Annotated in this window: 19 protein-coding genes; 11 read left to right on the top strand and 8 right to left on the bottom strand. The window is 38.7% G+C overall.

From position 1 onward, the window contains the following. The first annotated feature begins 25 nt into the window (after window positions 1-25). Window positions 26-829, top strand: coding sequence for an XRE family transcriptional regulator (locus tag AC4PL9_RS03995; RefSeq protein ID WP_343786788.1), 804 nt, complete (start codon window positions 26-28; stop codon window positions 827-829). On the opposite strand, the gene porQ is transcribed toward AC4PL9_RS03995, so the two are convergent. The 3 genes from porQ to AC4PL9_RS03980 form a co-directional block, all read right to left on the bottom strand. Continuing rightward, window positions 826-1,887: a type IX secretion system protein PorQ gene (gene porQ / locus AC4PL9_RS03990; RefSeq protein WP_491603486.1), complete on the bottom strand. Its 1,062-nt coding sequence runs from the start codon at window positions 1,885-1,887 to the stop codon at window positions 826-828. The genes AC4PL9_RS03995 and porQ overlap by 4 nt on opposite strands. 119 nt (window positions 1,888-2,006) lie before the next feature. Then, window positions 2,007-4,415: a TonB-dependent receptor gene (locus tag AC4PL9_RS03985; protein WP_491603485.1), complete on the bottom strand. Its 2,409-nt coding sequence runs from the start codon at window positions 4,413-4,415 to the stop codon at window positions 2,007-2,009. Window positions 4,416-4,462: 47 nt separating this feature from the next. After that, the gene (locus tag AC4PL9_RS03980) at window positions 4,463-4,999 is read right to left on the bottom strand and encodes a hypothetical protein (protein WP_491603484.1); all 537 of its coding nucleotides are present in this window, start codon (window positions 4,997-4,999) and stop codon (window positions 4,463-4,465) included. Window positions 5,000-5,136: 137 nt separating this feature from the next. Here AC4PL9_RS03980 and pyrR point away from each other — a divergent pair, with 137 nt between their 5' ends. From pyrR to AC4PL9_RS03945, 7 genes are all read left to right on the top strand, one after another. Then, a complete protein-coding gene (gene pyrR, locus AC4PL9_RS03975) occupies window positions 5,137-5,688 on the top strand; it encodes a bifunctional pyr operon transcriptional regulator/uracil phosphoribosyltransferase PyrR (RefSeq protein WP_491603483.1) in 552 nt (183 codons plus the stop codon). Continuing rightward, complete coding sequence (locus AC4PL9_RS03970; RefSeq protein ID WP_491603482.1) at window positions 5,681-6,610, top strand: aspartate carbamoyltransferase catalytic subunit; 930 nt, start codon at window positions 5,681-5,683, stop codon at window positions 6,608-6,610. Before pyrR ends, AC4PL9_RS03970 begins: the two co-directional genes overlap by 8 nt. Window positions 6,611-6,649: 39 nt before the next feature. Next, window positions 6,650-7,012, top strand: coding sequence for an STAS domain-containing protein (locus AC4PL9_RS03965; protein WP_491603481.1), 363 nt, complete (start codon window positions 6,650-6,652; stop codon window positions 7,010-7,012). After that, window positions 7,009-7,923: a ribonuclease Z gene (locus AC4PL9_RS03960; protein ID WP_491603480.1), complete on the top strand. Its 915-nt coding sequence runs from the start codon at window positions 7,009-7,011 to the stop codon at window positions 7,921-7,923. The genes AC4PL9_RS03965 and AC4PL9_RS03960 overlap by 4 nt, the downstream gene beginning before the upstream one ends. Then, window positions 7,920-8,714 (top strand): DUF3050 domain-containing protein, encoded by a 795-nt coding sequence (locus tag AC4PL9_RS03955; protein WP_491603479.1) that lies wholly within the window; start codon window positions 7,920-7,922, stop codon window positions 8,712-8,714. The genes AC4PL9_RS03960 and AC4PL9_RS03955 overlap by 4 nt, the downstream gene beginning before the upstream one ends. Before the next feature lie 170 nt (window positions 8,715-8,884). Further along, window positions 8,885-10,675 (top strand): 30S ribosomal protein S1, encoded by a 1,791-nt coding sequence (rpsA, locus tag AC4PL9_RS03950; RefSeq protein ID WP_491603478.1) that lies wholly within the window; start codon window positions 8,885-8,887, stop codon window positions 10,673-10,675. A gap of 99 nt (window positions 10,676-10,774) precedes the next feature. Then, window positions 10,775-11,392, top strand: coding sequence for a DsbA family protein (locus tag AC4PL9_RS03945; protein ID WP_491603477.1), 618 nt, complete (start codon window positions 10,775-10,777; stop codon window positions 11,390-11,392). A gap of 2 nt (window positions 11,393-11,394) precedes the next feature. Here the strand turns inward: AC4PL9_RS03945 and AC4PL9_RS03940 are convergent, their stop codons facing one another. Next, window positions 11,395-12,084 carry a TrmH family RNA methyltransferase gene (locus AC4PL9_RS03940; RefSeq protein ID WP_491603476.1) on the bottom strand — a complete coding sequence of 230 codons (690 nt, stop codon included), beginning with the start codon at window positions 12,082-12,084 and terminating at the stop codon, window positions 11,395-11,397. Window positions 12,085-12,150: 66 nt separating this feature from the next. After that, window positions 12,151-12,423, bottom strand: coding sequence for an HU family DNA-binding protein (locus AC4PL9_RS03935; protein ID WP_343786815.1), 273 nt, complete (start codon window positions 12,421-12,423; stop codon window positions 12,151-12,153). 365 nt (window positions 12,424-12,788) lie between these two features. Here AC4PL9_RS03935 and AC4PL9_RS03930 point away from each other — a divergent pair, with 365 nt between their 5' ends. Continuing rightward, window positions 12,789-13,586 (top strand): MBL fold metallo-hydrolase, encoded by a 798-nt coding sequence (locus AC4PL9_RS03930; protein ID WP_491603475.1) that lies wholly within the window; start codon window positions 12,789-12,791, stop codon window positions 13,584-13,586. 3 nt (window positions 13,587-13,589) lie between these two features. Here AC4PL9_RS03930 and AC4PL9_RS03925 read toward each other — a convergent pair whose 3' ends face one another. From AC4PL9_RS03925 to AC4PL9_RS03915, 3 genes are read right to left on the bottom strand one after another with little or no spacing between them, the layout of a single operon-like run. Continuing rightward, window positions 13,590-14,984, bottom strand: a complete 1,395-nt coding sequence (locus AC4PL9_RS03925) for a sugar transferase (protein ID WP_491603474.1) — start codon at window positions 14,982-14,984, stop codon at window positions 13,590-13,592. Between the two features lie 7 nt (window positions 14,985-14,991). Beyond that, the gene (locus tag AC4PL9_RS03920; RefSeq protein ID WP_491603473.1) at window positions 14,992-15,852 is read right to left on the bottom strand and encodes a hypothetical protein; all 861 of its coding nucleotides are present in this window, start codon (window positions 15,850-15,852) and stop codon (window positions 14,992-14,994) included. 36 nt (window positions 15,853-15,888) lie between these two features. Continuing rightward, entirely contained in the window at window positions 15,889-16,887 is a 999-nt protein-coding gene (locus AC4PL9_RS03915) for a Gfo/Idh/MocA family protein (protein WP_491603472.1), read from the bottom strand. A 148-nt stretch (window positions 16,888-17,035) separates the two neighbouring features. On the opposite strand from AC4PL9_RS03915, the gene truA reads away from it, so the two are divergent. Both truA and AC4PL9_RS03905 read left to right on the top strand, forming a co-directional pair. Continuing rightward, entirely contained in the window at window positions 17,036-17,764 is a 729-nt protein-coding gene (gene truA, locus AC4PL9_RS03910) for a tRNA pseudouridine(38-40) synthase TruA (protein WP_491603471.1), read from the top strand. 100 nt (window positions 17,765-17,864) lie between these two features. Further along, the gene (locus AC4PL9_RS03905) at window positions 17,865-19,616 is read left to right on the top strand and encodes an ABC transporter ATP-binding protein (protein ID WP_491603470.1); all 1,752 of its coding nucleotides are present in this window, start codon (window positions 17,865-17,867) and stop codon (window positions 19,614-19,616) included. The last annotated feature ends 81 nt before the right edge of the window (window positions 19,617-19,697 follow it).

The following is a 19,697-nucleotide window of genomic DNA, read 5'->3' as shown; positions in this document are numbered from 1 at the left end:
TCAAAAAAATGATAACTTTACCGTCATGAACTTAGGGGCAAATTTAAAATTACTACGGAAGCGTTTCAAGAAATCCCAGGAAGAGATTTCCGGAGAATTAGGACTTACAAGAAGTAGTTATAGTGGCTATGAGAATGGAGTGGCTGAACCGAATATGGAAACGATTTTGAAAGTTTCTGATTATTATCGTATTCCGGTAGATGAATTATTGCGTCGTGATTTTAATGAACTGAAGGAACCCGAATGGGAAATTATTGAATCAGGAATTTATACGGATGTAAAAGGAAGTCGGTTGAGAGTGTTGACTTCTATGGTTGATGCAGAAAATAATGATCTGATTGAGTTAATCCCCGAAAAGGCACGTGCAGGGTACGCTGTAGGATATTCGGACCCCGATTACCTGAAGGTATTACCAACTTTCAGTTTGCCCTTTTTGTCAAAGGATAGAAAATACCGTTCTTTTCCGATAAAGGGAGATAGTATGCCACCTGTAGTAGAAGGTTCGTATGTGGTTGGTGAGTTTATCCAGAATTGGAATTCTGTAAAAAACGGAACTCCTTATATTGTTGTTACCAAAGATGAAGGAATTGTTTTTAAAATCGTGAATAATTTGCTGGCGACGGAAAAGTCGTTTCAATTGTGTTCTACGAATCCGTTATATCCTCCTTATATGGTGCATGCCAACGATATTCTGGAAATGTGGAAGTTTGTGAATTACATTTCTCCCGAGTTACCAGAAGTGGCAATTCCGGAAAATGATATTGCAAAAACAGTAAAAGGGATACAGAAAGAAGTAAGTGAACTGAAAAGTATGCTTCGCAAAGTTTAATCAGTAGGGGTACTTTTGCTTCTTTTTTTCCATTCACCAATATTGGTGGATAAAGTGAACATATTATTAAAACCGGCGGCTGAAATTACATTAATGCCATACTGGATCTGAAACTTTTTCATCATCAGACCAAATCCGAATGAAAAACCGGCTACGCCAGTTCTGTCCACGACCTTCATCTCTTGTCTTTGGTGGTAGTCAAATGCTGCACGGATATGGATATACTTTCCAAGAATCGTTTCTAATTGAAACGTAAAATGTCGCCCTAATTTTTCGAAGAATCCGGCTTTTTCAACTTCAGTTAACTCTCCTGAAAGAGGATCGACAGTTGGTTGTGCATTAGGATCATTATAGGTTAAGTCCCATTTGTGTAAATGATGCATCAATACAGATATTCTGAACGGGGCATGCTTCAAACGGTGGGATACTCCCAACATAGGATTGGCAGCAATTGGTTCTCTATTTTTTGAAGTATACCCAGCCAGTTGAACACCTGCATTACGCACTACTGCAGTAACAACAGTACGTTTGTCAGCAAAATTGAATGTTCCGGATAAATCAGCTGATATCCCGAAAGCCTGATAGGTTTCGAGCGTTGAAAAAATAAAATTCAAGTTTGCTCCGACAGAGATAATTTCATTTAATTTATGACCGTATCCTGCGCCAACAATCACATCTCCTGCCGTAAAATTTCCTGCAACTTCTCCATTAGGGAGCGTTAAATCCATTTTGCCATAGGACATATAGCGGATGTGACCACTGATCATGCCTGAATTCTTTAGTTGATGAGCATAGCCAAACTGACCATAGTTCAACCCGCCAGAAAGAATACTGTGGCTAAAAGATGCATTCTTATGGTGAGCAGGGTTTAGTAGGGAAGGAGTAGCTAATCCAAGTGTTACATCATCGTCAACCGCTGTAATAAAGTCTTTACCAAGTCCTATTGTACGGGCAGAATAACCAAGATTGAGAAAACCGAAAGTAGATTGTCCTCCAATCTGCCCGTGTACCCAACTTGCTGAAAATAAAAGTAAAGCAGCAACAATTCGTAATGACATGAAATAAATTTTTCACCTAAGTAACGAGCGAAATTAATAATTATTGACTGTAAACAAAAAAATAACCGGTTTACAAGAGAAATGTAAACCGGTTACCTACTGTTTTTAAGTTGGTTTTATCAGAATTTCATCCGAAGCGATAAGATAAAGTTTCGTCCGGGAGCTGCCAGTCCGGAACTATAGGATCTGTATCGTTGGTTGGTGATATTCTCGATTCCACCTGTTACCGTAAAGGTTTTATTGATGTCATACGACATACGAAGATTCAAGGTGTACCAGGATGGCGAGTAAGGATTCCCATTTTCATCTTTTGCGTAGATGAATGTTTTTCCCTGTTCTTCAACGGGTAACTCATCGAATGACAAGCCTCCGTTATAGACAGCATAAGCTTCTACACGTACTTTAGAATTACTGTAGTACAGGCGGGTTTGTCCGAATAAGGGAGCAGCATGTCTGGACCTGCTTCGGGTTCCGTTATCCATTTCTTCTTCTCCGTATTGGTAATTAATATGAGATGAGATTCCGAAACCGGCAGGAAGTTTGACATCTACACCTGCCTGAATTCCCCAGACATAAGCTGAAGCAGCATTTTGTATTGCCTGAACCTGACTAAGTTGACCATCATACATAATACTGTCTTGTCCGTTTAGTGAGTAGTCTCTTCTTACCAGCGCATTTGTCAAATAGGTGAAATATCCGGTTGCGTCAATTTTCATCCAATCCCCGAAGACTTTAGCTATACCAAGATCTGCATTGTAGGCATATTCGGCCTTTAGGTTTGGATTTGGAACAATTACACTTCCTGGTTCTGAATCAAATATTTTCCCCAGATCATCAATGTTGGGCGCGCGATAACCTGTGGATGCATTGAATTGAATCGTCCACTTTTTCGAAGGGTGAATAACGAATCCAAGATTTCCATTTACAGCACCGTTATTTAACGAAGCCTCTGTAAAAGGTAATGTGAAATTGGTAGTATCAAAATCAGCCTGAATCATAAAGTGGCTGTATCTGGCACCCGCATTCATGATGAACTTTTCATTTACTTTGTACTGGTACGAAAGGTAAGCTGCATAAGTAGACCACATAGAGTTCGGGTATCGGGCAGATGTGGACGAGCGTACACCTGTATTTATATCTTCCTGAACTCCGACTGAACTGATGTCATTGAATACGCCTTCCAGCCCATAGAAAAGCTTATGTTTACTACCTCCCAGATTTTTAAAGAAATCTGCATTTAGTGAGTAAGCGTGAACTTCTTCTGTCCGGGTTCTTCTTCTTACATTATTAAACTTTCTGTCAATACGACTTTCCTGAAAGTACTGATGAGCCAAACGAATCATCAGTTGATCATACATTTTTCCACGGGCATAGTTCGAAATAGTCAGGTTATTCATCATCCAGATTTGAGGGCCATATCGCCATTCTGCTGATTTAGGATTGTTTCCTGAAGTTTCGATTAATCGGTCATACCGATCGTAGTCGGATGTGGTATTCATGTGGAAATTATAATAAAATTCCCATTTTTCAGAAGGCTTGAAACGAATCTTCTGCATAATACCTGTCTGTGTAAATCCTGAATTCAATTGCGTTTCAGGATCTGCATTTGCTTTTGCCACATCCACACTGTCTATTCGCTCTACGGTGAAAGTTCGTAGATAATCGTCGGTTCCGTGAGAACCCATTTTAAGGTCTCCATACCGGTTGAAGGAAATGGAGGTAAGAGAAGCCCATTTTTTACCTCCTACATTGATGTCAAAATGACCTGCAAATTCATTATTTGCTGAAGCATAACGTGCAGCAGCACTTCCTTTGGTTAGTGTTTTTCCGTCAACCGAAAATTGTGGCTTCAGGGTTTGAAAACTCATAACACCTCCGATAGCGTCACTTCCATACATGACCGATCCGGGACCAAACATTACTTCTGCAGATTCAATAGAAAAAGGATCAATTGAGATAATGTTCTGTAAATTCCCACTTCTGAAAATGGCATTATTCATACGTACACCATCAACGGCAATCACTAAACGGTTTGTCGCAAAACCACGGATCATCGGACTACCGCCTCCTTGTTGACTTTTCTGGATAAATACTTCACCTGATTGCCCAAGTAAGTCGGCAGTTGTCTGAGGGTTCTGAAGTGCTATTTCTTTTGCACTGATCGTTTTGATTTTTACCGGGACATCACGAGACAATTGTTCAGAACGGGAGGCGGACACAACAATGTGATCCAGCATAACCGAAGTCTGTTCTAACTCAATAGTGAGACCGGCACTTTCGATGGTGGTGAAATCGGTTTCTATTTCTTTATACCCAAAAGAACGGATGAAGATTCTCTCTGCATCAATAAATGAATGCAAATCTATCTGTCCTTTGGCATTTGTCGTTTTTACTAATTCGGGATTTTCCCTGTAAAATGATGCGAACTCTACCGGATTTCCGGTTTCTTTGTCCACCACTGTGGCTATTTGTGAAAAAACCTGTTGTGCGCACAAAAGCAACACAAAGGTAAGAATACTATTCTTCATGTTTTTACTTTGATTTTTTACTTCGTTAATTTTCGCTTGATTGCTAATCAAAGATTCGGAATGGGTGGAGGAGTAGGAGGTTTGGTGGTTATCAGACAAATTAATCTGGTAAAGGAAAAGGAGAATTGTTTTTCGTAGGGAAAAATAATTTTGTTTAACTGTATGATTTCTGTTGTCAGATAGTGCAGATCTTTAGAATAAGAGAACAGATGCTTTTTTTCAGGGTCTTTTTCTGTTTTCTTTCCGAATGACACACTGCAAAGCATATTTAACTTGTGGTTTAATTCGGTTTCAACTTTATCCCACCAGCAAACAAACGTAACCGAGTCTTTACTTTCACTCCTCCGAATTATATCGTACATCTGTCCATTGTACTCAAATTCATGGTCGTGTTTCCAGTTCAATTTTTTAGATTGTTCCTGCGAAAAAGTAAAATGTACCAGATCCTCTTCAGGCGTTTCGTGGGCGATCATCCACTTCACCTCTTTACGTATAGTCTTGATCTCCTGTTGAAAATAATATTTCAGTCCCCAAAAGGGAAGGTACAATATAACAATGAGAAATATGGATAAAAGTCCTCTCAACTATTCATAAATTTATCGTACAAATATAGAGAATCATAAAACAATCAGAACTATATGTAAGGTATAGTTCCGTTTCACACGATTTAAACATGCATTGGGAAGAAATTTAATTCTATATTTGTAAAGTTTTAAACCCGATGGAAACACAAGTTATTCTCAATAGCCGGCATTTTGATCTGACGTTAAAGCGTTTATGTCACCAGCTTATCGAAAACCACGGCGACTTTTCAGACACAGTATTGATAGGGCTACAGCCCAGAGGCATAAATGTGGTTACCCGATTAAAATTCCTTTTAGAAGAAATTTTGGGTAAGCCGGTTCAATGCGGATCTTTGGATATAACATTTTATCGGGATGACTTCAGAAGACGAGAACGTCCTTTAATTCCAAGTGCAACCAATGTTGATTTTGTTATTGAAAAGAAGAAAGTGGTATTGGTAGATGATGTTCTTTTTACGGGAAGAACAATTCGTGCCGGGTTGGATGCTATGTTGGCTTTTGGACGCCCTTCAGGCGTTGAATTACTTGCGTTTATTGACAGGCGATTCAAACGCGAATTGCCTATTCAGGCTGATTACGTCGGTAAGACAGTTGATACACTCAGCGAAGAGCGTGTTTCTGTTGAATGGCAAGAAGTAGAAGGAGAAGATAAAGTAGTATTGTTTACACCAAATAAGCTGAATGGATAATTTAAGTGTAAATCATTTGATCGGCATAAAAGATGTCACACGTGAGGATATCGAGTTGATCTTTAAAACGGCAGATAGTTTTAAGGATGTTATCAACCGGCCGATTAAAAAAGTTCCCTCATTACGGGATATAACAATTGCCAACTTGTTTTTTGAAAACTCTACGCGTACCCGTTTATCCTTTGAATTAGCCGAAAAGCGTTTATCTGCAGATGTTGTCAACTTTAGTGCAGCCTCTTCTTCTGTTAAGAAAGGAGAAACGCTGGTTGATACGGTTAACAATATACTTTCAATGAAAGTGGATATGGTGGTAATGCGCCATCCTAATCCCGGAGCAGCAAAATTCTTATCGGAACGAGTGAATGCGCGGGTTGTGAATGCGGGGGACGGAACACATGAACATCCTACGCAGGCTCTTTTGGACGCTTATTCCATTCGGGAACGATTGGGAAGTGTTGAAGGTAAAAAGATTGTCATTGTCGGTGATATTCTGCATTCGCGGGTAGCTCTTTCTAATATCTTCTGTTTACAGAAACTGGGAGCCGAGGTGATGGTGTGTGGTCCGACAACATTAATACCTAAGTATATTCATGAATTGGGTGTGAAAGTGGAGCATAATCTTCGCAAGGCGCTGGAATGGTGTGATGTGGCAAATATGCTGCGCATTCAGTTGGAACGCCAGGATATCAAATACTTCCCCTCACTGCGTGAGTATACTATGCTTTTTGGATTGAATAAAGAGATGCTGGACTCATTGGACAAAGAAATTATCGTGATGCATCCCGGTCCGATTAACCGGGGAGTGGAGATTACATCTGATGTGGCCGATAGTAAACAATCCATTATTTTAAATCAGGTAGAAAACGGGGTTGCTGTTCGTATGGCTGTAATTTATCTTCTGGCCGGAAAAATTGAGCGGTAATTCGGAAAAAATATTACTTTTGGGAAAAGTCGATCCGTTATGAACTATATTATCGAAAACCCTGAGAATTGTTCTATAATTACTTCGAAGGTTGATAAGCTTGATGCCACAAATGCTACCGAACTGAAAAGTGAATTGGTGCAATTGAATAAAAACGGTGTCAATAATATCATTCTCGATCTTGCTAATACAAAATATTGTGATTCATCCGGGTTGAGTAGTATCCTGATCGGAAATCGTCTTTGTAAAGATTCAAGCGGATACTTTGTGCTTTGCGGATTACAGCCTACAGTGGCTAAATTAATTTCAATTGCCCAATTGGATAGAGTGCTAATGATTGAAGAGAGCAGAGAAGCAGCTGTGGATAAGTTAGCTGCTCTGAATGTGAAAGTCGGTTCATGAAATTTGAAATAACTGTTCTGGGATCTGGTTCTGCTTTACCAACTCTTACCCGGAGACCTTCATCTCACTTTGTTAACTGTAATGAGCGCTATATACTCATTGATTGTGGGGAGGGAACTCAACTTCAGCTTCGTAAGTATAAATTGAAATTTCAGCGTATTGATGTAATATGCATAACTCACCTTCACGGGGATCATTTTTTTGGTCTTGTAGGATTGCTATCAACAATGCATTTGCTGGGAAGAGAGAAAAAACTAACTATTATTTGTCCGCAAGGACTGGAGTCCATTATCCGTATGCAGCTGGAAATCGGTGGTGGAGCATATCTTAGTTTTGAAATTGAGTTTAACGAACTCAATTATCCATCTTCAAAGCTGGTTTTTGAGGACAATGTTCTTGAAATACATTGTTTTCCGTTAAAGCATCGTGTTCCGACACATGGTTTTCTGATTCAGGAAAAAGAACGCTTATATTCACTTGATAAACCTGCTTTTGACCATTATGGACTTAGTATAGCTCAGATTCCTGCCATTCGCAGGGGAGAAGATATTGAACGCGAAGACGGAACCGTTATCCGTAACAAAGAATTGGTTTTACCTAAAGAAAAACCGAAAAGTTATGCCTATTGTTCGGATACGATATTCAGAGAAAGCATAATAGAGTATGTTTCAGGTGTAGACCTGATGTATCACGAAGCAACTTTTCTGGATAAGGATAAGGATAAAGCGAAGAAAACTTATCATACTACTGCTGCCCAGGCCGGACAACTTGCTAAAAAATCCCGGGTAAAGAAATTGCTGATTGGTCATTTTAGCACGCGATATTCGGATGTGCAGGGACATATTGATGAAGCAAGTCAGCATTTTGAAAATGTAGAAGCGGCAGAAGAAGGAAAAGTAATTCGAATATGAAAAATCAGGATTTTTTGAATCGGTTGAGAGAGGATATTTCACCCGTTAGAGAAGAAATTATTAATCATCCGCTATATGCTCAAATACAGACTATTCAGGATGTGAGATGTTTTATGGAGCATCATGTCTTTGCAGTATGGGATTTTATGTCTTTGCTAAAAGTTTTACAAAATCATCTTACATGTACCCAGGTTCCGTGGCTTCCGGCTGAAGACGGAGATTCTGCATGGTTGATTAATGAGATTGTTTTGGGAGAGGAGACAGATGAAGATGAGAAAGGGTTGAAAATGAGTCACTACGAGTTGTATTACCATGCGATGAAACAAACAGGGGCTTCTCATACAACAATTGATACCTTTATTGCTAAATTAAGACAAGGTATTAGTGTAGCTAAAGCTTTGGAAGATTCCTCCATTCCCGCCACAGTAAAAGACTTTGTGAAGTTTACTTTTGCATGTATTGAAGAAGGTAAAACGCATATACTGGCAGCTGTATTTACGTTTGGAAGAGAAGATCTGATTCCCGGAATGTTTATTTCCATGATGAAGGAAATGCAACAATCCGGATCAGGTGAAATGGATAAGTTTGTCTATTACCTTGAACGACATATTGAGGTAGACGGTGGACATCATGGAGCGTTGGCGTTGCGTATGACAAGCATGTTGTGTGGTGATGATGCAGAAAAATGGGAAGAAGCAACAAAAGCTTGTGTGTTGAGTCTTCAAAGGAGAAAACAACTATGGGATGGTATATTGTATCATATTCAAGCCGAAAGAGATTCTTCTAATTAACCTTTTCTGAACCTATTAGGTTATACAGGGATTGAAAAAAGAGGTTGATAATTTGTTGATAAAGTAGAAAATACGTATCTTTGCGCCCTATTTTGAAATTCTCGGCCGACAGAGAAAATTGAATTATTGTTAAATCCTTTCAGGAAGTCGGTTGCCTGAAATACAAAGAAATGAGCCGAATGGCAAAAGAACAAATTACAGAAGGACTTTCTGATTTCGATTGGGAAGCAGTATCGCAAGGCGGATACTCTACAGCAAAACGCGAGGAGTATTCTCAAATGTACGACGAAACTTTGAATGCTATTGCTGAAAAGGAAGTTGTTAAAGGAAAAGTTGTTGCGATCACTAAAAAAGAGGTAGTGATAAACCTTGGTTACAAATCTGAGGGGATCATTCCTATTAACGAGTTCCGCTACAATCCTGACCTTAAGGTTGGTGATGAAGTAGAGGTGTATGTAGAATCACAGGAAGACAAATTTGGTCAGCTTGTTATCTCGCACAAAACAGCTCGTACTCACAATGCATGGGAGCGTGTTAATGAAGCGCTTCATTCAGGAGAGATTATCACTGGTTATGTGAAATGCAGAACTAAAGGTGGTCTTATCGTTGATGTATTTGGAATCGAAGCATTCCTTCCTGGTTCTCAGATTGATGTTAAACCAATCCGTGATTACGACATTTATGTTGGTAAGAACATGGAGTTCAAAGTGGTTAAAATCAACGCTGAGTTCCGTAACGTTGTTGTTTCTCATAAAGCACTTATTGAAGCTGAGCTTGAAGAGCAGAAGAAACAAATTATCAGTGGTCTTGAAAAAGGTCAGGTATTGGAAGGAACAGTTAAAAATATTACTTCATACGGAGTATTTATTGACTTAGGTGGTGTTGATGGTCTTATCCACATTACTGACTTGTCATGGGGGCGCGTAAATCATCCTGAAGAAATCGTTGAATTAGATCAGAAATTGAATGTTGTAATTCTTGATTTTGATGATGATAAAAAGCGTATTGCTCTAGGATTGAAACAACTTCAGCCTCATCCATGGGATGCTTTGGATGCGAATCTGAATGTTGGAGATAAAGTAAAAGGAAAAGTTGTTGTTCTTGCTGACTATGGAGCATTCGTTGAAATCGCTCCTGGTGTAGAAGGTTTGATCCACGTTTCAGAAATGAGCTGGTCTCAACACCTTAGAACAGCTCAGGATTTCCTTTCAGTAGGAGATGAAGTAGAAGCAGTTATCCTTACGTTGGATAGAGAAGAACGTAAAATGTCTCTAGGTATCAAACAATTGATGCCAGATCCATGGGAAGGAATTGAGTCTCGTTATCCGGTTGATTCTCGTCACAAATCTAAAGTTCGTAACTTTACTAACTTCGGAGTATTTGTTGAGTTGGAAGAAGGTGTAGACGGATTGATCCATATTTCAGACCTTTCATGGCAAAAGAAAATCAAGCACCCATCAGAATTCTGTAAAGTTGGAGATGAGCTTGAGGTGGTTGTTCTTGAAATCGATAAAGAAGGAAGACGTATTTCTCTTGGGCACAAACAACTTGAAGAGAATCCATGGGAAGTATTTGAAACAATCTTCGGAGAAGGTTCGGTACACCAGGGAACAATTGTTGACATGAAAGATAAGTCAGCTATCGTTTCTCTTCCTTACGGAGTAGAAGGTGTTTGTCCGGCTAAACACTTGAGAAAAGCAGATGGAGCAAACGCAAAAGTTGACGAAACACTTGACTTTAAAGTGATTGAGTTTAACAAAGATGCTAAGAAAATCGTTGTTTCTCATACGGCAACATTTGAAGAAATTGAAACAGAAAAACCTTCTTCTAAGAAAAAAGGTGGTGATTCTTCAACTTCAAAAGCTGTAAAATCAATTAACCAAAATCAGGAAAAATCAACACTTGGAGATTTGGATGCTTTGGCACAATTGAAAGATAAAATGGAAAACGAAGGAAATTAATTCCGGTTGATATTTTATAGAAAGAAAAACGGTTGGCTTTTTTAAGTCAACCGTTTTTTTTTAATCGCTATATGATAAATTATTTCCTAATTTTGCACTATGAAAATTTTGTACTTCTATGATCCCTTATGTGGATGGTGTTTCGCTTTTGCAGATGCAGTAAAACAACTAAAGGAAAAATATCCTGATTGGGATTTCGAAATTATTTCAGGAGGAATGGTTCGGGGGGTAAATGAAGGACCTATTGGTAACATGGCTTCCTATATTCTTAGTGCTCTTCCGAGAGTAGAGGAGATGTCCGGTGTGAAGTTTGGTACTGCATACAGGGAGGTACTTAAAGAGGGAACGCAGAATACTTCTTCGGTACCACCATCAAAGGCTTTAGCCCTTGTGAAAAAGCATTTTCCCAAACAACAATATAGCTATGCTGAAGCTATGCAACAGGCATACTATATGGAGGGACGGGATTTAACGTCCATTGAAACGCATAAGAAATTGTTTGCTGATTTGGGTCTGTCAGTTGAACTACTCGAAAATGAATTCGATAGCGAGGAAGCGATGAAATTAGCATTAGAAGATTTTCAATTTTCAGCCAACTGTGGAATAACCGGTTATCCGGCTCTGGTAATTCAGAAAGGTGAGGAGTATTTTCTTGCCGCGAAAGGATATACTTCGTTTGAGCAATTAACGACAGTAGTTGATCGTATTACAGAATAATACTAATCGTCTGCCAACACATTTCTGAGTACTTCTTCGTAAACATCTTCTCCCCGATAAAGAATGTTTCGGCACCATTCGGTTTTGAGGTCAATTAATTCTTCATTGGTTAATTGCCACTCGATGTCTGAATCCATGAGCCGGTCTCGTAGCGTATTTAAAGATAAGGCTGCAGAAACACTGATGTTAAAACTTTCGGTAAAACCATACATAGGGATACGTATAGCTTCATCAGCAAGATCGATAGCTTGTTGACTTAAACCGTCTTTTTCAGTTCCGAAAACGAGAGCTACAGGTTGAGAGAGATCCAGTGTTTTTAATGTTTTATCAGCGTAAGGAGAAGTGGCTATAATTCGATAACCTTCTTTTTTTAGCTGGTTCAGGCAAGATTCTGTGTTCTGGTTTTTGTAATGATGTGTAGTTACCCACTTTCCTGCTCCCATCGCAACTTCACGATTAACTTCATACTTTTTTTTGTCAGCAATGACATGAACATCCTGTATTCCGAAACAATCACAGGATCTTACCACGGCGCTGGCATTGTGGGATTGATAGATGTTTTCTAAAACAACAGCAATATGTTTGGTTCGTAATCCGGCTAACTTTTCAATTAACTCCCGTTTGTTATCCGAAACCATATGAAGCATCCGGGTCATGATTTCATGCTTCTGATCGTACGTGATATTCTTCATCCTTTGTAAAATGAAAAAGGAGACTCAAAATGAATCTCCTTTTTAGAGTTTTCTAAGCTACTGAGATTAGCCAACTGTCTTGTTCAATTCAGCACCAGCTTTAAACTTAACTACTTTTTTAGCAGCGATTTTGATCTCTTTTCCTGTTTGTGGGTTACGACCTGTACGCGCAGCACGTTCAGAAATTGAGAAAGATCCGAAACCGATCAAAGAGATACGGTCACCTTTTTTCAAAGCCTGAGAAGTAGCGTTAATAAATCCGTCCAATGCTTTTTTAGCATCTGCTTTAGACAATCCTGCGTCAGCAGCGATAGCGTCAATTAATTCCGCTTTGTTCATAGTCCTTTTGGTTTTTTAGATTGTTAATAAAAAAATTACTTGAAGCAAATATATACGAATAATCAAGCTAGACAAGTATTTCAGGGAAAAAAAATATTTAAATGTTGATAATTTTGGCAAAATGTGGATAAATGAACAGATTTTCCAGTGTTTATAAGCTTTTTGGGGATTTTTTATTGCAAAAAAGAGAAGTCATTTGGTGGGCATAATTCGATAAATGGGTTCTAACCTTCTATAAACAGTGCTTTTCTTTCTCATAACCCATATCAACGGAATTGATTAAAATTTAATCAATAAAAGATAATAAACAATTTATCAGATAGTTTGCAGCTTGTACTACAGATTCGAAAAGGAAAATAGGGGGGATGAAAGAGAAAAGCTTCTATTTTTGTATTATGAAAGTTACTATACTTGGTTCCGGAACTTCTCAGGGGGTACCGGTTATTGCCTGTCAATGTGAAGTGTGCTTATCTTCCGATCCAAAAGATAAAAGACTCAGAGCTTCAGTTCTTATTGAACACGGAGGAATGAATTATTGTATAGACAGTGGTCCCGATTTCCGTCAACAGATGCTTATGAATGACGTGAGGTCTCTGGAGGGAATTCTATATACTCATGAGCACAAAGATCACATAGCAGGAATGGATGATGTACGCGCATTTAACTTTCTACAACAACGTCCAATGGATTTGTACTGTAATACGCAGGTAGAAGAAGCGCTGCGTCGTGAATTTCACTATGTTTTTTTACAGGACGGCTATCCCGGTATTCCAAAAGTAACGATAAACAGAATCTCTGCTGACACCTCTTTTTTGCTAAAGAATAGGTTGGAAGTACAACCGATAGAAGTGTTGCATTACAAGATGCCTGTTTTAGGATTCCGTATCAATGACTTTACCTATATCACAGATGCGAAGACGATTTCAGAAAAAGAGAAAGAGAAAGTAAAAGGGACAGAAGTATTGATAATAAACGCTCTGCGGTTAGAGCCTCATTTGTCACATTTTAACTTAGAGGAAGCTTTACAATTTATTGATCAGATAAACCCTTCAAAAGCTTACATTACACATATCAGTCATTTATTTGGAACTCACCAGCAAATTACGGATCAATTACCGAATAACGTTTATGCTGCTTATGACGGACTGACGATCGAATTATAACTGTTATTTTCCTTTGGCTTTTACAACGATCAGTATCGTGTAAAGCATGATTTTAAAATCCAAAGCTAGTGACATATTCTTCAGATAAAGAAGATCGTATTTCATACGTTGCAGCATTTGGTCAACATTCTCAGCATATCCGTATTTAACTTGCCCCCAGGAGGTGATTCCCGGACGTACTTTTGTCAATTGCATAAACTGAGGTTCCTTTTGTATAATTTGATCAATATAAAATTGTCGTTCCGGTCGCGGACCAACTAATGACATATCTCCTTTTATGACATTGATAAACTGGGGGAATTCATCCAGTCTTAGTTTGCGCATTATTCTTCCAACAGGTGTAATTCGGGGATCATTAGAACTGGATAACTGAGGACCTTTGGATTCTGCATCTGTATACATGGTTCTGAATTTGATGATCTTAAAAGGAATTCCGTTTTTACCAACTCTCTCCTGAAGAAAGAAAATAGGACCCTTGGAAGAAGTAAGAACAGCAATAGAAAGAACAATGTACAAGGGTATGAGTAAAATAAAGGCAATTAGTGAGAGAACAATATCAAATATACGTTTTAAGGCTTGTTGCCAAAAAGGCATGAATTCCGAGTTGACTTCCAGAAGTAAAGCTCCAAAGATGTTGTTCATTCGTACCGATCCCGATATGATATCGTACATATCAGGGATTAATTTAATTCGGACAGGGTAACCTGAAAGAATTGAAATAATACCTTTTAGCTTTTCATGTTCACTGCGATCCAGAGCAATGATAACTTCTTCAATCTCCTGATCTTTGATCACTTGTTCCACCTCCTTAACGTGGCCAAAGTAGGGAAGTTTTTCTTCTAGAATTGTGTCAATTCCATTCAGATTGACAAATCCCACAAAACTATTCCCCATACTTTTTGGGAGGGCTTCTAGTTCTTCGTAAATCTGTACTGCTTTTTCACTTCCACCAATCAATAAGGTTTTAAAGCCCACTTTTCTTGTTTGAATACGCCGGACAAAATAGCTGGTCAGTATGTATCGGGGTATAATGGTACAAATAAAATGAATGGCAAATAACCCGAGAATAGATTTGTAGTAAAACTGGTAACTGTATATATCGTCATCCAATAATAAAGCAAAGAAAAGACCTATACTTCCTGTAAGTGTTGCTGTAAATGTCTGACTGAGGATTTTGAATCTGTGTTGGCGAATAACATTCTGATACGTTCCAACAATATAATATAACAATAACCAGAATAAAGGGATTACAATACTACCTAACCAAAAAGTAGGATTAGTAGAAAATTCAGCCTGTTCGATTTGGGTTTTTCTGAAATAATAAAACGCCGCCCAGGCAAGTGCTGCAGAGCAATAATCAGTCAGAACCATGAACAGAGCAGGGTAACGTGTAATCATGCGAGCGTCAGAAGTGTATCAGTTTTATATTGTCGATGATTGCATAACTATCAGACATGCCAGTCTGAAGAATACTGGTAAAGAGTAACTGAAACTGGTTATAGTTTACACTATAGCTAACAATTTCCCGGATATCAATGTACATCTTTTTCCAAACAACACTCCCTTCATACTGAGTATTCAATAGTACGTGAGCATTTACATTAAATCCATCCTGATTAATCGCTTTTACAGACGTTAATATCGAGTTAGTATTGTAATAATCGATTTCAATATACACATCCTGACCTTTTGGGATGTTCCACATATCAGTTGTAGCAGCTTCCCAGAGTGAATCTGTGGTATTTAGATCCACACGACCATAAAAATTACCGTACTTCAATATTTCAGGGTCATTGTCCTTATAGAGATCTGTTTTACTATAAATAGTTGACTGTATTTTTACAGACGCATCTTCAAAGTCTTCAATCCAGAAATTAAGCCCTGAAAAATAACGCGTTACCGGAGTCACTGTTGTTGTATCCAATCGTGTAAAATTGATCTGTTCAGAATACATCTCTACAAATGGGTAGCGCACTTTTCTTGCTGAAATCCCATTCTTCCGCACGCCAGCTACAATTTGCAGCTTATGAGATCCTTCGTAGTCAAGTGGTAATTTACAGGGAAGCTCAAAAACACCAAGCAATTCACCATCAATATATACCCAGGCATCGGAGAAATTATGGGTAAGTTCTCCCTGAAGACTGGAAGCAGAAGGATTCTCCTCCAGAATGAAGTCATTAATTTTAAGAAACGTTGGTGGATTTACATCTTTTCCGCAGGAATAAAGCAGAAAAATACCAATTATGCTTACCAGTAGTTTATTCATTTCGTACAATTCTCAACTGTTAAACGTAAAAAAGAATTAATTATTTTCGGTAATCAGGTTTCCTGAAAATTTTAATTTCTCCAGAATTTGGTGAGCAATGGACAGTGCAGCGTAACCATCTTCTATTGTCACGGCAGGAGTTGAGTTTTCGTTTATTGCCTGAGCAAAAGAGCGAAGTTCTTCTTTTATTGCATTTGTTTCCTGAATATCAGGTTTATCGAATTGAATTTTTTTCGAAGGTTTTCCCGGTCCAAGGTCCATAACGATATCAAAGGGATCTGGTTCTCCCTGTACGTCAGTCATCGTAACAACTTCCATCTCCTTTGTCAAAAAATCAACGCTTACGTAGGCATCTCGTTGGAAGAAACGACTTTTACGCATGTTTTTTAAAGAGATACGTGAAGCCGTTAAGTTAGCGACAGCTCCGTTATCAAATTCTATCCGTGCATTGGCAATATCAGGTGTATCACTTACTACAGCTACTCCTGATGCAGAAACACGTCTTACGGATGACTTTACAACACTCAGTATAACATCAAGGTCGTGAATCATCAGATCAAGAACCACAGGAACATCACAGCCTCTGGGGTTAAACTGGGCTAATCGATGTGTTTCAATAAACATGGGTTTTTCCAGATACGGTAATGCAGCCTGAAATGCAGGATTAAATCGTTCAACATGACCGACCTGCACTTTTACATTGGCTTCATGCGCAAGGTTCATTAGAGTTTTTGCTTCCTCCGGTGTTTCAGTTATGGGTTTTTCAATAAAAACATGTCGTGAAGCTTTTAAAGCCATCGAAGCACAATCGAAATGAGCTAATGTCGGAGTAACGATGTCTACCACATCAACATGTTCAATAATCTCTTCAATACTGGAAAACGCTTTTGTATTAAACTCTTTCGCTACTTGTGCAGCCTGTTCGGGATTTGGGTCATAAAAACCAACAAAATCATATACGTCCTCTAGTTCTTTAAGAAGACGAATGTGAATCTTTCCCAAGTGACCTGCTCCCAATACTCCGACTTTCAGCATACCTTTTAAATCTGTTTTTTACAAAAATAAAGTTTGAACCTACTACTCAACTAAGAAAAAGCCGAATGTTATGAACAAAAAGGCTTGAAAAAGTACCGTTTTAGTACAGACTCCCTGTCTTATCACCTTTTTATATACTTTTGCGGGTATGAGACTGCGATTGGATTTACAGTATGACGGAACCGATTTTTTCGGTTGGCAGATTCAACCTGATGTGATTTCTGTTCAGGGTGCTATTGAAGATGTTCTTACCCGGTTAAATAGTGGAAATCCGGTTGAAGTTACGGGGTGTGGAAGAACAGATACAGGGGTACATGCTTTTCATTATGTTGCACATTGTGACTTTTCGTTTAAAGGAAGTCTTGCAGATCTTGAATGGAAAATGAATACGATGCTTCCTTCTTCGATTGCGATTCTTTCTGTTCAAACGGCTGAAGACAATTTTCATGCACGTTTTGATGCGCACTTTCGAACTTACAGGTACTTTATTCATCAGATAAAGAATCCTTTTGAAAAATCTTTTAGTTATTACTACCCACATGCGTTAGATGTAGAAGCCATGAATAAAGCCTGCTCTTTTATCACAGGTCAAAAGGATTTTACTTCCTTTTCAAAATTACATACTGACGTAAAAACAAATGACTGTGAAGTAACCTCAGCTAGATGGGTAAAGGACGGAGACAAAATCTATTTTGAAATCACAGCTAATCGGTTTTTAAGAAATATGGTTCGTGCAGTGGTTGGTACTTTACTTTTGGTCGGAGAAGGTAAAATCAGCCCGGAAGAAGTCGCTGCTATAATTGAGAGAAAGGATCGGGGAGAGGCCGGAAGAAGTGTTCCCGGGTGCGGGCTGTTCCTTTGGAGAATAGAATATTAGTGACCAGATTAAAATAACAACAGCGTAATGTGAAATAATCCGGGGAAATAATTTTCGGAAAGCGTTCTCTTTTCCTGAAATGCTGTGTATTTTTGTGGCTGTGAGTAAAGAAAAAAATAGCGAATTTTCTGTTTTTAAACGATTATTTCAGGCTACCCGTTCATACAGGTGGCTTTTCATAGGAGCGTTTCTGGTAACTATAACTCTGGCTGTTTTGGGGCCATTCAGGCCTATGCTGATGGGAGAAATTGTAAATGAATTTCTGAATAACCCGGGGGAAAAAGATCAGTTATTGTTTTGGATCGTTATTCTTTTGGTGATTTTATTCGCCGAGGCACTGTTTCAGTTTCTTTCATCCTATATGTCTAATTTATTGGGGCAATCCATCATTCTGGATATGCGGAAGAAGCTATTTAAACATATCGTGTCTTTCCGAATGAAATTTTTTGATAAAACCCCGATAGGTTCGCTGGTTACCCGGCTTGTTGCAGATATAGAGGCGATCGCGGATGTTTTTTCACAGGGATTGATTAATATTTTAGGAGATATCCTGGCTTTGGTGGCTGTGGTTTTGTTCATGCTTTATGATAACTGGCAACTTACTTTGGTCGCTTTGATACCTATTCCGCTGTTGATTTTGGCAACCCGTATTTTTGCCCGTGCGATGAAAAAAGCTTTCCAACAGGAGCGGCTACAGGTGAATCGGTTGAATAATTTTGTTCAGGAGCGGATAACAGGAATGGCCATTCTCCAGATTTTCAATCGACAGAAAATTGAAATGAATCATTTTCAGGAAATTAATAAAGAGCACAGACAGGCGCATATCAATGCTGTGTGGGCGAATTCTATATTTTTCCCGATTGTTGAACTTCTGAGTTCCATATCCATAGGAATGCTTGTCGTTTGGAGTGTGATTCAATTAGAGTGGGTGGATAGCGATGAGCATGTTTTTGGAGAAATAATTGCCTTTACATTGTGGATTCACATGTTATATCGTCCTATTCGCCAATTGGCAGATAAGTTTAATGTATTGCAACGTGGAGTTGTTCGCGCCGAACGCGTATATGAATTACTGGACAGGAGTGAACATATTCAGGATGATGGGAAAGCAGACCAATGTGATTTTTCGAAGGAAATTACTTTCAAAAATGTTTGGTTCGCTTACAAAGATGAGGATTGGGTTCTTGAAGATATTAATCTTACAATCAAAAGCGGCGAAACCGTTGCTTTTGTCGGTGCAACAGGAGCGGGTAAGTCTACTATAGTTAATCTTCTGGGGCGTTTCTATGAGTTTAAAAAAGGACGTATTGAGATTGGAGGGGAATCCATCGTTGATATCAACCTGAACTATCTCCGAAAAAACATAGCTATTGTATTGCAGGACGTGTTTCTGTTTTCAGATACCATCCACAATAATATAACACTTGGAGATCCATCTATTTCCCGTGAACAGGTAATTGAAGCGGCAAAAGCGGTAGGAGCACATGACTTCATTATGCGCCTGAAAGATAATTATGATTACAACGTAGGGGAAAGAGGAGGCGTGTTATCAGTCGGCCAACGACAATTGCTTTCATTTATACGCGCTTTTGTGTACAATCCGAAGATTTTGGTTTTGGACGAAGCTACTTCAAACGTTGATAATGAATCGGAAGAACTGATTCAGCGAGCGACTGAGAAGTTGACAAAAGGAAGAACTTCTATTGTTATTGCTCACCGACTTTCCACTATACAAAAGGCAGATAAAATTGTTGTTATGGAGCATGGACGAATAATCGAAAGCGGAACACACCAGGAGCTTCTGGAAGAGAACGGACATTATAAAAAGCTGGTTGATTTACAGTTCAAGTAATGCCTGTTCCATAGAATGAACCGAAGAATAGCCTTTTAAATAACAAGTCAAGTAAAGAATATTAAATTTGCAGGACAAACG

The sequence above is a fragment of the Wandonia sp. genome, from assembly GCF_984588085.1.
This window is presented reverse-complemented; position numbering and strand designations above follow the sequence as displayed.